Raw genomic sequence first — 15,103 nt, forward strand, 5'->3', positions numbered from 1 at the left:
AGACACGCCCGATATGCCCGAATTACCAGAGGTCGAGACGGTTCGTCGCGGATTGTCCCCCGTGATGGAAGGCGCGCGGATTGTCCGGGCTGAAACCCGGCGCGAGGGGCTGCGCTGGCCGTTTCCCGATCGGATGGCGGATCGGCTGACCGGGGCACGGGTCATGCGGTTAGGGCGGCGGTCGAAGTATCTGTTGGCGGATCTTGATACCGGCGAGACCCTGATCACTCATCTTGGCATGTCAGGACGAATGCTGATCTCGGGCCACCCTTTGGGCAAGTTTCATCACGACCACCCCGCGCCGGAAAAGCATGACCACGTGGTGCTGCACATGGACAACGGCGCACGGGTGACATTCAATGACCCGCGGCGCTTTGGCGCGATGGACCTGTGCGACTCGTCAGGGCTAGAGGACCATAAACTGATCCGCGTGTTGGGACCGGAGCCGTTGGGGAACGCCTTCGACGAACCCTATCTCATCGGCGCGTTAAAGCACCGTAACTCCCCCATCAAATCCGCCCTTCTGGATCAGGGAATCATCGCGGGGCTTGGCAATATATATGTCTGCGAGGTGCTGTTTCGGGCCGGCATTCACCCCACCCGCAAAGCCATGCGTCTTTCATCCGCGCGCATCGCAGGGCTGGTCCCGATCATTCGTAACGTGCTGGTAGAAGCGATTGAAAGCGGCGGATCTTCCCTTAACGATTACCGGCAGGCAGACGGCGAACTGGGCTATTTCCAACACAATTTTCAAGCCTACGGCCGCGAGGGTCAACCCTGCGTGACGCAAGGTTGCACTGGAAAAATAAGGCGAATCACGCAATCGGGGCGTTCAACATTCTATTGTGCGCAATGCCAAAGATAGCTTGATCACTGAGGCGGGCAGGCTTACGACTCCGCTTCGACCACCACGGACAATGGCAAGGGGAACCATGGCCTATAAGAATATCATCGTTGAGATCGAAGATCACATCTGTCTGATCAAGCTCAACCGACCCGACGCGCTGAACGCATTGAACCTTGATCTGCTGGGCGAACTGGGTGACGCCCTGGCGGACGCTCAGAAGAACGACAAGGCGCGTTGCATCGTGATCACCGGATCCGAAAAAGCCTTCGCCGCCGGGGCAGACATCAAGATGATGGCCGAGAAGAGCTTTGTCGATGTGTTCGCTGGCGACCTTTTCACTCCGGAAGAAGATGCGATCATGCGCATCCGCAAACCGATCATCGCCGCCGTGTCCGGCTATGCGCTGGGCGGCGGGTGCGAGCTGGCGATGATGTGTGATTTCATCATTGCCGCGGACACCGCCAAGTTCGGCCAACCCGAGGTGAACCTGGGTGTGATGGCTGGCATGGGCGGCAGCCAGCGTCTGACCAAACTTGTTGGTCGCGCCAAGTCGATGGACATGAACCTGACCGGTCGGTTCATGGACGCGGAAGAAGCAGAACGTGCTGGCCTTGTCAGCCGTGTCGTGCCCGCCAAGAAGCTGATGGATGAAGCGATGTCCGCCGCGGCCAAGATCGCCGAAAAGTCCATGATAACGGTGATGGCCATCAAAGAAGCAGTGAACCGCGCCGAGCAGCTGCCGCTGACCGAAGGCATCCTGTTTGAACGTCGCCTGTTTCATTCGTTATTTGCGACCGAGGACCAGAAGGAAGGCATGGCCGCCTTCACCGAGAAGCGCGAACCACAGTTCCGCGACAAGTAACGCTTTTTATGGGTTCCCTTTGCAGACATTTTTCCGTAAAGGGTGCCGTCATACATGCGCGTGAGGCCCGCTTTGGCCAGAATCACCGGTTCTGAACCCGGTCGGGTGCGAACGCGCGGCTATTGAAACGTAAACCACACCCGATGAAGGGATCAGACACATGGCAAATTCGCCCCAGTCCAAAAAACGCGCCCGCCAGAACGAGGCTCGTTTCGCTGTAAACAAAGCCCGCCGTTCGCGCATTCGCACCTTCCTGCGCAAGGTCGAAGAAGCCATCGAATCCGGTGACAAGGAAGCCGCGTCGGCAGCCCTGAAAACTGCTCAGCCCGAACTGATGCGCGGCGTGACCAAAGGCGTTTACCACAAGAACACTGCCGCTCGGAAAGTGTCGCGCCTGTCCGCACGGATCAAAACCCTGGGCTAATCGCGATTCTGGTCAAAGACCGGTTTTGAAAAACAGACGGAGCGTGTCCTCAAAGGCACGCTCCGCTCTCGTTTTTGGCGGCAAAAATTGCATTAGTGCAAGCCGCTTGGGATTCGTTTCTGCAAAGAATGAGTCAAGCACGAGTTTCTATTGCGCGCGCCGCTGACAGGTTGCTAGTTTGCCCTCAGCGATTCACATCGCCGACTTGGGACTATCATACATTCAAGGGATAACCCCTTGAAAAATTAGGTTAAAATTTGACCTGAAGATTGAATCGGAGCCTGTCCGGTGCAATCGACGTAAGTTTTTATTCCGACTTGGGGGTCGGGTTAAAGGCAAGCGTCGTTTCAGTGATTGTCAGACCGTTTCGGCCTGGCAGGTTAACTTATTGTTATGTCTCCATGCCCGATCGGGCGATCCCTGTGCCAAGACTGTGGTCTTGTGCAGCGAACGCCTGTCGGCTTGGCACGCTTTTGGTGAGGCAGGCGTGCTTGGTTTTGTGGATCGTCGGGCGCTTGGGCGCGTCTGGTATCTATATGTTTGGTAAAATGGCTGTCGTTGAACAGCCTATCAAAGAAACCGGGTCGAGGTGACATGACGAACGATGAATGGGGACTTGTTCGAAACAAGCTGCAAAAGGCGGTAGGGCAGAACAACTATACCAATTGGATTGAACCGCTGGAATTTGCCGATCTGAAGAACGGCGTGGCAACATTTCTGGTTCCGACCAATTTTATGGGCAACTGGGTGGATCGAAACTTCGGCGACAAGATTCTGCATCAGATGGTTGGCGAGGGCCTGAAGGTCTCGAGACTTGATTTTGCGGTCCCGTCGAAGACAGCCACGGCAAAATTGGCTCAGGCGTCAGATGAAACTGCACCGGCTGTCGCAATTGCCAGAACAAATCACGACGATCTGCCCGGCGCACCGCTTTACGACCGTTTCACCTTCGACAATTTCGTTGTGGGCAAGCCCAACGAACTGGCGCACGCAGCAGCCCGTCGCGTGGCCGAAGGTGGCCCGGTGACGTTCAACCCGCTGTTCCTGTATGGCGGCGTCGGACTGGGCAAAACGCACCTGATGCACGCCATTGCGCACGAAATGACCACCCGCAATCCCGATCTTCGCGTGGTCTATCTGTCAGCCGAGCAGTTCATGTATCGCTTTGTGCAGGCCCTTCGCGAAAAGCAGATGATGGATTTCAAGCAGTTGTTCCGCTCGGTTGATGTGCTGATGGTGGATGATGTGCAATTCATTGCGGGCAAGGACAGCACGCAGGAAGAATTTTTCCACACCTTCAATGCGTTGGTGGATCAAAACAAGCAGATCATCATTTCCGGCGACCGCGCACCAGGCGAGATCAAGGACTTGGAAGACCGTATCAAAAGTCGTCTGCAATGTGGCCTTGTGGTGGACCTGCACCCGACCGACTACGAACTGCGCCTTGGTGTGCTTCAGAACAAGGTTAGCACCTATCGCGAACAATATAACGGGCTGGTGATCGCGGATGGCGTTCTGGAGTTTGTCGCCCACCGCATCTCGACCAATGTGCGCGTTCTGGAAGGTGCTTTGATGCGCTTGTTTGCCTTCGCGTCTCTGGTGGGTCGCGAAATCACGTTAGAGCTGGCACAGGATTGCCTTGGTGACATCCTGCGCGCCTCGGACCGTAAGGTGACGGTGGAAGAGATACAGCGCAAGGTCAGCGAACATTACAACATTCGCCTGTCCGACCTGATCGGTCCCAAGCGTGTGCGCACCATTGCCAGACCGCGTCAGGTGGCGATGTATCTGGCCAAACACATGACCGCGCGGTCATTGCCAGAGATCGGGCGCCGATTTGGCGGTCGTGATCACACCACTGTCATGCACGGGGTGAAGCGGATTGACGAGTTGAAGGGCGCCGACGATCAGATCGCTGAAGATCTTGAACTTCTGCGCCGTGCGCTTGAAGCCTGAATTGACACGACTCTGGCGGGTTTTTAGGCCCTAAAGCCTTGACCCGCCCGCGAAAGAATCAGACATTCCGAATAACAAATTGAGCCGGGCGGAGAACGTGATATGTTCACCGTCCCGGTATCTGTCAGGAGTGGGACATGAAGATCAGTATCGAACGCGGCGCGCTGCTTAAAGCCGTGTCACAGGCGCAATCCGTTGTAGAACGCCGAAACACCATCCCAATCCTCGCCAATGTGCTGATCGAAGCCGAAGGCAACAGCGTATCGTTCCGCGCCACCGATCTGGATATCGAAGTTGTCGACAAGACCGATGCCATGGTCGAACGCGCAGGTGCCACAACGGTGTCCGCCGTGACCCTGCACGAAATTGTGCGCAAGCTGCCAGATGGGGCGTTGGTGCAACTGACCGATGATGGTGCAACCGGCCGGTTGGCGGTCGAGGCGGGACGCTCGAACTTTTCGCTCGCGACGCTGCCGAAGGAAGATTTCCCGGTGATGGCATCATCCGAGTATTCAGCTAATTTCTCGGCCCCCGCGCCTGTTCTGCGCCGCCTGTTCGACAAGTCGAAATTCGCAATCTCGACGGAAGAGACACGGTATTACCTGAACGGCGTCTATATGCATGTGGCTGATGCTGATGGCGGCAAGGTTCTGCGTTGCGTGGCCACTGATGGTCACCGTCTTGCACGGATCGACGCCGACCTGCCCGCCGGCGCCGAGGATATGCCCGGCGTGATCGTGCCCCGAAAAACCGTGGGCGAGATGCGCAAACTGCTGGACGATGACGATGCGACCATCGCCGTGTCCGTGTCGGAAACCAAGATCCGCTTTGCGACACCAGCGATCACACTGACGTCGAAGGTGATCGACGGCACGTTCCCCGACTACACCCGCGTTATTCCCACGGGCAACACCCGCAAACTGGAGGTGGACGCCACCGAATTTGCTCAGGCCGTCGATCGCGTCGCCACTGTGTCCAGCGAACGGTCGCGTGCCGTGAAGCTGCAACTGGACGAAGATCGCCTGATCCTGTCCGTGAATGCCCCGGACGCCGGTGCCGCCGAAGAAGAACTGGCTGTCGCCTATGGGGACGAGCGATTGGAAATCGGGTTCAACGCCAAATACCTGCTTGAGATTGCCAGCCAGGTGGACCGCGAAAACGCTGTGTTCATGTTCAATTCCTCCGGCGACCCGACCTTGATGCGTGAAGGCAATGACACCAGTGCTGTCTATGTCGTCATGCCGATGCGTGTGTGACCGCTACCAAGCCACGATCCGACGCCCCCGGCGGGGATGTTTTCTGTAAGAAGATAAGGCAGGGCAAGTGATGCTGGCCTTGCGAGAGCTGACACTCAGCCATTTTCGAAGCCACCGCATTGCGCGGCTGTCGCTTGACGGACGGCCCGTCGCCATCCATGGCCGCAACGGGGCTGGCAAGACCAACATCCTTGAGGCGATATCCATGCTGTCTCCGGGGCGCGGGTTGCGACGTGCAACCGCGGACGAGATGATCCGGCGGCCGGAAGGCGTCGGCTGGAAGGTCACGGCAATCCTGCAAAGCCTGCATCAAATACACGAGGTTGAGACCTGGATCGAACAAGGCGGCGTGCGGCAGGTGCGGATCGATGGTAAATCCGCGCCGCAGGTCGCCCTGGGCCGGATCGCGCGGATGGTCTGGCTGGTGCCGGTGATGGACCGTCTTTGGGTCGAAGGCGCAGACGGGCGCAGGCGGTTTCTGGACCGGATGACAATGAGTTTCGAGCCGCACCACGCCGATACGGTTCTGACCTATGAAAAGGCCATGCGCGAACGCAATCGGCTGTTGAAAGATGGTCAGCGTGACGGCCACTGGTATGATGCCTTGGAAGCGCAGATGGCGCGCGCTGCCGCCGAGATGACCAAGAACCGAAACACCGCCCTGTCACTGCTGATCGCGGCACAAGCCGAAGCCGAAACGGCTTTTCCGGCGGCGGAACTGTCTCTAATCCAGCCTGACGAGGCCGAATTGCCGACAACTGAAGAGGGTTTGGCACAGGCGTTTGCCGAAAGCCGTCCACGTGATTTGCTGGCCGGGCGGACCCTTGTTGGGCCGCATCGGACAGATCTGGCCGCCACTTATTCCACCAAGGGGATTGCCGCGCGGGATTGCTCGACAGGCGAGCAGAAAGCGCTCTTGGTGTCGTTGATTCTTGCCAACAGCCGCGCGTTGACGCGTGATTTTGGCGCACCGCCCATCCTGCTGCTGGACGAAGTGGCCGCACATCTGGATGCTGGCCGTCGTGCCGCGCTTTATGACGAGGTTTGCGCACTTGGGGCGCAAGCCTTCATGACCGGCACTGGTCCCGATTTGTTTGCCGAACTTGGCAATCGTGCCAGCCATATTGAAGTCAGCGAAGCGGATGGGCGCTCGCACATTGAAGAGGTGACGATATGAAGACCAACCGTGTGACCCTGATCACCCTAGGCGTCAGGGATATTGCCCGGGCCCGCGCCTTTTATGAAGCCATCGGGTGGGAGCCATCCGAAGTGCAGGACAAGGTGGTCTTCTATGACATGAACGGCATGAAATTCGGATTTTACCTGTTGGATGGCTTGGCCGAAGACACAGGGATGCCAATTGAGGCCCTGAAGACAGGGGCGATGACACTGGGACAGAACTTCTCGACCGAGGCCGAGGTCGATGCAGCCTATGACAAGGCTCTTGCAGCGGGGGCAACCGAAGTTACACGCCCTGAAAAGATCTTTTGGGGCGGGTATTCGGGTTACTTCGCCGACCCAGACGGGCACCTGTGGGAATACGCCATGAACCCGTTCTGGGAACTGGATGGTGATGGGCATCTGAAATGACAATCACAGCGCTTGAGCTTGGTTTCTATGTCATCGGCCTGTTCATCCTGTTCCTGACCCCCGGCCCGGTTTGGGTGGCATTGGTGGCTCGCGTTCTGGCCGGTGGCTTTGCCCAGGCTTGGCCGCTGGCGATGGGCGTCGCAATCGGCGACATCTTCTGGTCGGTTCTGGCGGCCCTGGGCATGGGCTGGGTGGCGTCCAGCTTTGGCGGGGCCATGTTGGTCCTGAAAATCGTGGCTTCGCTGTTTTTCATCTGGCTGGGCGTCGCGATCATTCGATCCGCCGATCATAAGATTTCCAAGGATCGCAAGTTGACCCGTCCCGGCATCTGGGCGGGTTTTGTCGCGGGCCTGATCGTAATTCTCGCCAACCCCAAGGCCATTCTGTTCTACATGGGCGTTCTGCCGGGGTTCTTTGACCTGTCGCGCCTGACCGCCGCGGACATTGTGGCTATTGGCATCGCCTCTTTCGTCGTGCCGTTGATCGGCAACCTGGGCATGGCGTTTTTTATCGACCGCGCCCGCAAAGTGCTGTCATCACCGACAAGCCTGCGTCGTATGAACGTGGCCGCCGGTAGCATGTTGATTCTGGTGGGAATCATCATTCCATTTACATAGGCGGAAAAGCGGTCTGTTGGACACTAAATCTTGTGTCAGGCGGGTGACAACGCCGGTAAAAAACCCTATATTTTCGGCAACAATGAACAGGAAGTCCCTTATGGCTGATGACGCGCAGACCGGTGCCGAATACGGTGCCGAATCCATTAAAGTTCTCAAAGGTTTAGAGGCCGTTCGCAAGCGTCCTGGCATGTATATCGGCGACACCGATGATGGGTCTGGTCTGCACCATATGGTATATGAAGTCGTGGACAACGGCATTGACGAGGCCCTGGCCGGTCATGCCGATGCCGTGAATGTCACAATCCACGCCGATAACTCGGTTTCTGTGTCGGACAACGGGCGCGGAATTCCCACCGATATCCACCAGGAAGAAGGCGTTTCGGCGGCCGAGGTCATCATGACCCAGCTTCACGCAGGCGGTAAGTTTGACTCGAACTCCTATAAGGTGTCGGGCGGGTTGCACGGCGTCGGTGTGTCGGTGGTGAACGCGCTGTCTGACTGGCTGGAACTGCGCATCTGGCGCGGCGGCAAAGAACATGTTGCGCGCTTTGAGCGCGGCGAGACCGTCGAACACCTGAAGGTCGTCGGTGATTGCGGCGACCGTACCGGCACCGAAGTGCGGTTTCTTGCGTCTACGACAACATTCTCGAACCTCGATTACCAGTTCAAGACGCTGGAAAACCGTCTGCGCGAGTTGAGCTTCCTGAACTCGGGCGTGCGGATCATCATCGAAGACGAACGCCCCGCCGAGAAACTGCGGACAGAACTGCATTACGAAGGCGGCGTGAAAGAGTTCGTGAAATACCTCGATCGCTCCAAGACCCCCCTGATGGAAGAACCCATCTTCGTCACGGGCGAAAAAGACGGGATCGGGGTCGAGGTCGGGATGTGGTGGAATGACGGCTATCACGAGAACGTGCTGCCCTTCACCAACAACATTCCGCAACGCGATGGCGGTGCGCATTTGGCGGGTTTCCGTGGGGCGCTGACCAGGACGCTGAACCTCTATGCCAACTCGACCGGGTTGGCCAAGAAGGAAAAGGTGAACTTCACCGGCGACGATGCGCGCGAGGGTCTGACCTGCGTGCTTTCGGTCAAGGTGCCGGACCCCAAATTCTCGTCCCAGACCAAGGACAAGCTGGTCAGCTCGGAAGTGCGGCCCGCGGTCGAAGGGCTGATGAACGAGAAGTTGCAGGAGTGGTTTGACGAAAACCCGAACATTGCCAAGATGATTGTCGGCAAGATCATCGAAGCAGCTCTGGCGCGCGAAGCGGCCCGCAAGGCGCGCGAAATGACGCGCAAGAAATCATCGCTGGATGTGGCGTCCCTGCCCGGCAAGCTGGCCGATTGTCAGGAACGCGACCCCGCCAAGCGCGAGCTGTTCATGGTCGAGGGCGACTCGGCCGGTGGCTCGGCAAAACAGGGTCGATCCCGCCACAATCAGGCTGTTTTGCCCCTGCGCGGCAAGATTCTGAACGTCGAACGCGCGCGGTTTGACAAGATGCTGTCCAGCCAGGAAATCGGCACCATCATCACCGCCTTGGGTACGGGTATCGGGCGGGACGAATTCGACATCTCGAAGCTGCGCTATCACAAGATCATCATCATGACCGATGCGGACGTCGATGGCGCCCATATCCGCACGCTGCTTCTGACCTTCTTCTTCCGTCAGATGCCGGAACTGATTGAAGGCGGATACCTTTATATCGCGCAGCCGCCGCTTTACAAAGTCAGCCGCGGCAAGTCCGAGGTTTACGTGAAAGATCAGGTAGAATTGGAAGATTACCTGATTGCGCAGGGCATCGACGGCACCGTTCTGCGGCTTGCAAATGGTGAAGAGATCGCAGGGGCCGATCTGGCTCGCGTGGTCGAAGCCGCGCGCAGTTTCCGCCGCATCCTGGAAGCCTTTCCCACCCATTATCCGCGCAACATTCTTGAGCAGGCTGCCCTTGCCGGTGCGTTTGATCCGGGTCGTGCCGATGCCGATCTGCAAGCCGTTGCTGAAAGCGTGGCGAAGCGATTGGACAAGGTCGCCGTGGAATACGAACGCGGTTGGCAGGGTCGGATCACCCAAGATCACGGTATTCGACTGGCTCGTATCCTGCGCGGAGTAGAAGAAATCCGCACCCTGGATGGCGCGGTGCTGCGCTCGGGAGAGGCACGCCGCCTGTCCGAGGTCTCGAAAGACACGCGCGACATCTACAGCGACAGCTCTCACCTCGTGCGCAAAGATCGTGAGGTTCTTGTGCAGGGACCAATTGACCTTCTGCAGGGTATTCTGACCGAAGGCGAAAAAGGTTTGACCTTGCAACGCTACAAGGGGTTGGGTGAGATGAACCCTGATCAGCTTTGGGAAACCACGCTGGACCCGGAAGCCCGCACGTTGCTTCAGGTGAAAGTGGACGATCTGGCAGATGCAGACGATCTGTTCACCAAGCTGATGGGCGATGTTGTCGAGCCGCGCCGTGAATTTATTCAGCAAAACGCGCTGTCCGTCGAGAATCTGGATTTCTAGTAGCTACTAGGTTTGGTCGAAAGAACAGGCAGCGGTTTTTCGCTACGGGCGGTAACAATAACCGCCATCGTTTACAACGCAAGCATCCGGCGAGTGGTCTGCTTACAGCGAGAAATCCGGCAGCATGTCCAAGGCCTCGCGCAGCGCGTCGCCCCATCCTTGGGAAACTGATTGGAAATAAGGGTCATCACTTGCCATGCGCCCGGTTTGGCCAGTTTTCAGGCTGTCTTTATCGTAGCAATGGAAATCGAATGGCGCGCCCACCGTCAGGTTTGCTTTGGTCGTGGAATCGAAGCTCACCAACAGAAGCTTCATCGCGGCTTCAAAGCTCATGTCCGACTCATAGGCCCTCACGAGTATTGGCCGGCCATATTTAGTCTCGCCAATCTGGAAAAATGGGGTGTCCTTGGCCGCTTCGATGAAATTGCCCTCTGGGTAGATCAAGAAAAGCCTATGCGGGCCTCCCTTAATCTGACCTCCAAGGATCAGGGTTGCGTTGAAGCTGCTATCGGCGCGCTGGCCTGTGTTGGCATGGCTTGCGATCACTTCGCGCAACGTGTCGGCCACTATGCGTGCCGCTTGGAACATGGAAGGAACCGCGAGAAGTGACGGCGCGCGTTCGTCGTGGGATTTGCTACGCTCGTCCAACAAGCTGACGACTGCTTGCGTCGTTGCCAGATTGCCCGCCGACATCAGCGTGATCGACCGATCCCCCGGCGTTTCCCAGATCGACATCTTCCGAAAGGTCGAGATATTGTCAAGCCCGGCATTCGTGCGCGTATCTGACATGAAAACCAGCCCCCGCTCGAGCATCATCCCCACACAGTAAGTCATTCAGGTCTTCCTATTGCTGCACCACATCAATGGCGACAGACAGAGTTTCTTCTGCACCACCGACGCGCGTGCCCGATACCGGGGCTGCTTCGGCATAGTCCCGACCGGTCGCCACGCGCACATAACGTGTATCAGGTGAAATCGCGTTCGACACGTCGAAACCGACCCAGCCCAGCCCTTCGACATGGGCTTCGGCCCATGCGTGCATCGCCTCCTGAGCTGTTCGGTCGTTTAGCATCAGGTATCCAGATACGTAACGCGCCGGGTAGCCCAGTTCGCGGGCACAACTCAGAAAGATATGAGTGTGGTCTTGGCACACGCCTTTGCCAGCCGCGATGGCCTCTTCTGCACCCCAATCTGCGTCTGAAGCACCCACCTCAAAACGCACACTGTCACGGATGATGTCCGACAGAGCATGCAATTGGTCCAGCGGCTCTGACTTCGGAGTGTCGTGCAGAATTGCCCTGACCCCTTGCCTCGCTTCTGTCCTTGTCGTCGATTTCTGAAAGAACCAAAGCGGTGCCGCCCCGCGATGCTGACCGAAGATGCCGTGATTGTCGCTCAGTTCGACCTCGCCTTCACTGACAACGGTCAACTCCTGTGCTTCCGGCGCGAAGCTGATCAACTCGACAGTGTTGTCGTTTTGATCTTCATAGCTCAGCTCACGTTGGCCGCCGACGACTTCTGTCCGCCATGACAATACCGATTGCTGGTGCGAGGACTTCGGTGTCTTGCGAAGCTGTTGCAACCCGTATTTCACCGGTGTAGCGAAATTATAGCGGGTTTCGTGGCGGATGGTCAGGCGCATGATCTTACTCATAGAACCGAAAGTCAGTTTCAATCTGCGCGGACAGGTCTGCTAGAAGCCTCAGCGCTTTCTGGACGTATTCGTGAAGGCCAAAGTCGAAAACTGCGTCGATTTCGTGGCTGAGATAGGTCCGTTCAAAATGCAAGGTCTTTGATTGGGCCGGACTGGGCCGCCTCAGATCTCTGCTCAAATATCCGAGATTATCGTGAAGCTTACGCACGCAGAACGCCAATGATCGCGGCATTCGCCTGTCGAGGATCAGGAAATGCGCGATCTCGCGCGTTCCGGCACCTGCGCCATATTCCATGCGAAACCCGCCACGTGCCGATACCGATCGCAGGATCGATTCCCATTGCACATTGTCCAGTGATGTTCCCACCGCCCTGGCCGACGGCAGTAGCACATAGTATTTGACGTCAAGAATACGTGCAGTGTTATCTGCGCGCTCGATAAATGTTCCAAGCCGCGCGAAGTTATAGATATCGTTGCGCAGCATTGTGCCGTGTGTCATCCCGCGAACAAGAGCCGTTCGTTGGCGTAAGGTGCTTAGAACGCTCGGCAAGTCACGCTCTACCACTTTGCGCGCAAGTACTTCGCGTGCGCTCATATAGGCGGCATTTGTGGCTTCCCAGACCTCGTGGGTCAGGGCCGTGCGCACCAGTCGGGCATTTTGGCGAGATGTTTCGATGGAGGACAGTACGGATGATGGGTTTGAACGGTCTCGCAACAGCCAGTCAATCGCGGCATCTTTGGTCAACTCGTCCCGGTTTGCTTCGAACTGTTCCAAGCTGCCAGCCGACTGCAGGACGGACCGCCATTCGCTTTCGCCCAACTCAAGCCGTGTCAGGGCGATGCGCTGACCGGTTTCAATCAGGCGCGCGGTGTTCTCGGCCCTCTCAAGAGAGCGATACATCCAGTAAAGACCATTGGCGGTTTTACCTAGCATTGCATCAGTCCTCCACCACCCAAGTATCCTTGGTCCCGCCACCTTGGCTGGAGTTGACCACAAGCGAACCTTTTTCAAGCGCCACGCGCGTTAGCCCGCCGGACGTGACCTTGATCGCGTCTGGACCGACAAGAACGAAAGGGCGCAAATCAACGTGCCGCGGGGTCAAACCCTGACGGGCAAAGATCGGCACGGTCGACAGGCTGAGTGTTGGCTGCGCGATATAATTGCTTGGCCGCGCTTTAAGCTTTCGCCTGAAAGCTGCAATGTCCTTTTTGGTGGCCGTTGGTCCGATCAGCATCCCATACCCACCTGAGCCATGGACTTCTTTGACAACCAGTTCTTCGAGATTGTCGAGCACATGGGCCAGTTGGTCCGGCTCAGAACAACGCCATGTCGGCACGTTCTTCAGCAAAGGACGCTCGCCTGTGTAAAACTCTACGATTTCAGGCATGTAGCTATAGATTGCCTTGTCATCGGCAATCCCGGTTCCGGGAGCATTGGCAATGGTTATCCCCCCAGCCCGATAAACGTCCATGATACCCGGCACGCCAAGCTGGCTTTCGGGATCGAAATTCAAAGGGTCGAGAAAGTCGTCATCAACCCGCCGGTAAAGCACATCAATCGGGGTATAGCCGCGCGTTGTGCGCATGGCCACGCGCCCGTCCACGACACGCAGATCATGGCCCTCGACAAGTTCTGCGCTCATTTGATCAGCAAGGAACGCATGTTCGTAATAGGCCGAATTGTATATGCCGGGGGTAAGCACCGCAACGACTGGTAGTCCCTTGGTTGCAGCGGGGGCGCAAGCCGACAAAGAACGGCGAAGATCCATCGGGTAGCTTTGCACGCTTTTAACCCGGTTGCGCGAAAACAACTCGGGGAACATCTGCAACATGGTCTCGCGGTTTTCGAGCATGTAGCTGACGCCGCTTGGAGTGCGCGCATTGTCTTCAAGAACAAAGAACTCGTCCGGACCGGTGCGCACAAGATCGACACCAACGATATGTGTATAGATCCCGCCGGGTGGTGAGACGCCGATCATGGTCGGCTCGAAAGCGGCATTCCGACTGATCATTTCGCGTGGAATTCGGCCAGCCTTGATGATCTCTTGCCGGTGATAAATGTCGTGCAGAAACGCGTTTATCGCGCGCACCCGCTGCTCGATCCCCTTGGTCACCCGTGACCATTCCCGATCCGAGATGATGCGCGGGATGATATCAAAAGGGATCAACCTTTCTTCAGCTTCAGCGCGCCCATATACGTTGAAAGTAATGCCCGTCAGCCGGAACAGGTCTTCCGCTTCGCGTTGTTTAGAGCGCAAGCGTTTGGGATCTTCACCTTCGAACCAGGGGTGAAACTGCTGATACGGCTGCCTCAGCCGCTTATTGCTGCCCCACATCTCGTCGAAGATCGGCGTATTCTCCATTCCTAACCTCTCCGAATGTCCCGGTGATTGGGCATTCCTTAGCGCGGAATTGCCAGAGTCAACGCGGCCGGTTTGCTAAGCTGATATTGATTTGCCCAATATTTGGGCGCCTTCGCGGCTCAGCCTGGCCTCAAGATCAATTTCCGCGCTTTTCAGTAACAGCTAAAGATGTGACTGCGGGCTGGATGCTTACAGGAACCCACCAATATGTCGCTGGCTTATGTGTCGATGGATGAAAGGTCCGTTTTCGACATTCGGGACTTCCTGCATGCACGCAAGCGGGAAAAAGAGGCCTGGAAGAGCTGGGCCAACTGTTGGTCAGACCGAGACAGCTTTGAGCAGCGCGTCTCGGTCTGCATCCTGTTTGCTTCCGGACATCGTGACTTCGCCGCGACGCAAAACCACAAAGTTGTCGGCAAGCTCATAAGCGAAATCGAAGTATTGTTCGACCAGCACGATTGCCATGTCGCCTCGATCACGAAGCAACTTTATCACTTCTCCGATCTGCTGGATGATGTTTGGTTGAATGCCTTCTGTCGGCTCGTCCAGCAAAAGCAGTTTGGGTTTGGTGATCAACGCTCGCGCAATCGCCAGCTGCTGTTGCTGCCCGCCCGACAAATCGCCACCGCGACGGCCCAGAAACTTTCGCAGTATTGGGAAAAGTTCGAACATCTCTTCCGGGATATGATGTTCCGATGCGGGTAGACAGGAAAATCCTGTTTCCAGATTTTCGCGCACAGTGAGCAGCGGAAAGATTTCGCGCCCCTGCGGCACAATTGCGATGCCTTTCTGAGACAAAGCATGCGCAGGCAGCACGCCCAAATCTTCGCCATCCAAAGTGACTTTACCGCCTGATCTTGGATGCGCCCCAGAAATCGCGCGCATCAGGCTAGTTTTGCCGACGCCGTTCGTGCCCATTACACAGGTGACTTTGCCTGCCTGTGCTTCGAATGATATCCCGTTCAAGATTTGTGAATGCCCATAATGGAGCGTCAGATCGTTCACGTTCAGCATGT

General features: G+C 57.0%; 14 protein-coding genes. 9 read left to right on the top strand and 5 right to left on the bottom strand.

All coding sequences use genetic code 11. The features are described from left to right. The first annotated feature begins 13 nt into the window (after positions 1 to 13). The 9 genes from mutM (at position 14) to gyrB (ending at position 10,070) form a co-directional block, all read left to right on the top strand. A complete protein-coding gene (mutM, locus tag AC13C8_RS13030; RefSeq protein WP_091427802.1) occupies positions 14 to 865 on the top strand; it encodes a bifunctional DNA-formamidopyrimidine glycosylase/DNA-(apurinic or apyrimidinic site) lyase in 852 nt (283 codons plus the stop codon). A gap of 67 nt (positions 866 to 932) precedes the next feature. Then, positions 933 to 1,709: an enoyl-CoA hydratase gene (locus tag AC13C8_RS13035; RefSeq protein ID WP_091427803.1), complete on the top strand. Its 777-nt coding sequence runs from the start codon at positions 933 to 935 to the stop codon at positions 1,707 to 1,709. Between the two features lie 160 nt (positions 1,710 to 1,869). Further along, entirely contained in the window at positions 1,870 to 2,133 is a 264-nt protein-coding gene (rpsT, locus tag AC13C8_RS13040) for a 30S ribosomal protein S20 (RefSeq protein ID WP_091427805.1), read from the top strand. 594 nt (positions 2,134 to 2,727) lie between these two features. After that, positions 2,728 to 4,089, top strand: coding sequence for a chromosomal replication initiator protein DnaA (gene dnaA, locus AC13C8_RS13045; RefSeq protein WP_482847701.1), 1,362 nt, complete (start codon positions 2,728 to 2,730; stop codon positions 4,087 to 4,089). A gap of 137 nt (positions 4,090 to 4,226) precedes the next feature. Next, the gene (gene dnaN, locus AC13C8_RS13050) at positions 4,227 to 5,345 is read left to right on the top strand and encodes a DNA polymerase III subunit beta (RefSeq protein WP_091427809.1); all 1,119 of its coding nucleotides are present in this window, start codon (positions 4,227 to 4,229) and stop codon (positions 5,343 to 5,345) included. A 70-nt stretch (positions 5,346 to 5,415) separates the two neighbouring features. Further along, positions 5,416 to 6,522 carry a DNA replication/repair protein RecF gene (gene recF, locus AC13C8_RS13055; RefSeq protein ID WP_482847703.1) on the top strand — a complete coding sequence of 369 codons (1,107 nt, stop codon included), beginning with the start codon at positions 5,416 to 5,418 and terminating at the stop codon, positions 6,520 to 6,522. Next, entirely contained in the window at positions 6,519 to 6,935 is a 417-nt protein-coding gene (locus AC13C8_RS13060; RefSeq protein WP_482847705.1) for a VOC family protein, read from the top strand. Before recF ends, AC13C8_RS13060 begins: the two co-directional genes overlap by 4 nt. Further along, entirely contained in the window at positions 6,932 to 7,552 is a 621-nt protein-coding gene (locus AC13C8_RS13065) for a LysE family translocator (protein ID WP_482847707.1), read from the top strand. Before AC13C8_RS13060 ends, AC13C8_RS13065 begins: the two co-directional genes overlap by 4 nt. Positions 7,553 to 7,652: 100 nt before the next feature. Further along, a complete protein-coding gene (gene gyrB / locus AC13C8_RS13070; protein WP_482847709.1) occupies positions 7,653 to 10,070 on the top strand; it encodes a DNA topoisomerase (ATP-hydrolyzing) subunit B in 2,418 nt (805 codons plus the stop codon). A 102-nt stretch (positions 10,071 to 10,172) separates the two neighbouring features. Here the strand turns inward: gyrB and AC13C8_RS13075 are convergent, their stop codons facing one another. The 5 genes from AC13C8_RS13075 to urtE form a co-directional block, all read right to left on the bottom strand. Further along, a complete protein-coding gene (locus AC13C8_RS13075) occupies positions 10,173 to 10,904 on the bottom strand; it encodes a proteasome-type protease (RefSeq protein ID WP_177179271.1) in 732 nt (243 codons plus the stop codon). A gap of 10 nt (positions 10,905 to 10,914) precedes the next feature. After that, a complete protein-coding gene (locus AC13C8_RS13080; RefSeq protein ID WP_091431928.1) occupies positions 10,915 to 11,712 on the bottom strand; it encodes a transglutaminase family protein in 798 nt (265 codons plus the stop codon). Positions 11,713 to 11,716: 4 nt separating this feature from the next. Continuing rightward, a complete protein-coding gene (locus tag AC13C8_RS13085; RefSeq protein ID WP_482847711.1) occupies positions 11,717 to 12,658 on the bottom strand; it encodes an alpha-E domain-containing protein in 942 nt (313 codons plus the stop codon). A 4-nt stretch (positions 12,659 to 12,662) separates the two neighbouring features. Further along, the gene (locus AC13C8_RS13090) at positions 12,663 to 14,087 is read right to left on the bottom strand and encodes a circularly permuted type 2 ATP-grasp protein (RefSeq protein WP_482847713.1); all 1,425 of its coding nucleotides are present in this window, start codon (positions 14,085 to 14,087) and stop codon (positions 12,663 to 12,665) included. 318 nt (positions 14,088 to 14,405) lie between these two features. Further along, on the bottom strand, positions 14,406 to 15,101 hold the full coding sequence (gene urtE / locus AC13C8_RS13095; RefSeq protein ID WP_482847714.1) for an urea ABC transporter ATP-binding subunit UrtE: 696 nt from the start codon (positions 15,099 to 15,101) through the stop codon (positions 14,406 to 14,408). Positions 15,102 to 15,103: the final 2 nt, after the last annotated feature.

Source organism: Aliiroseovarius sp. B-4 (assembly GCF_056857795.1).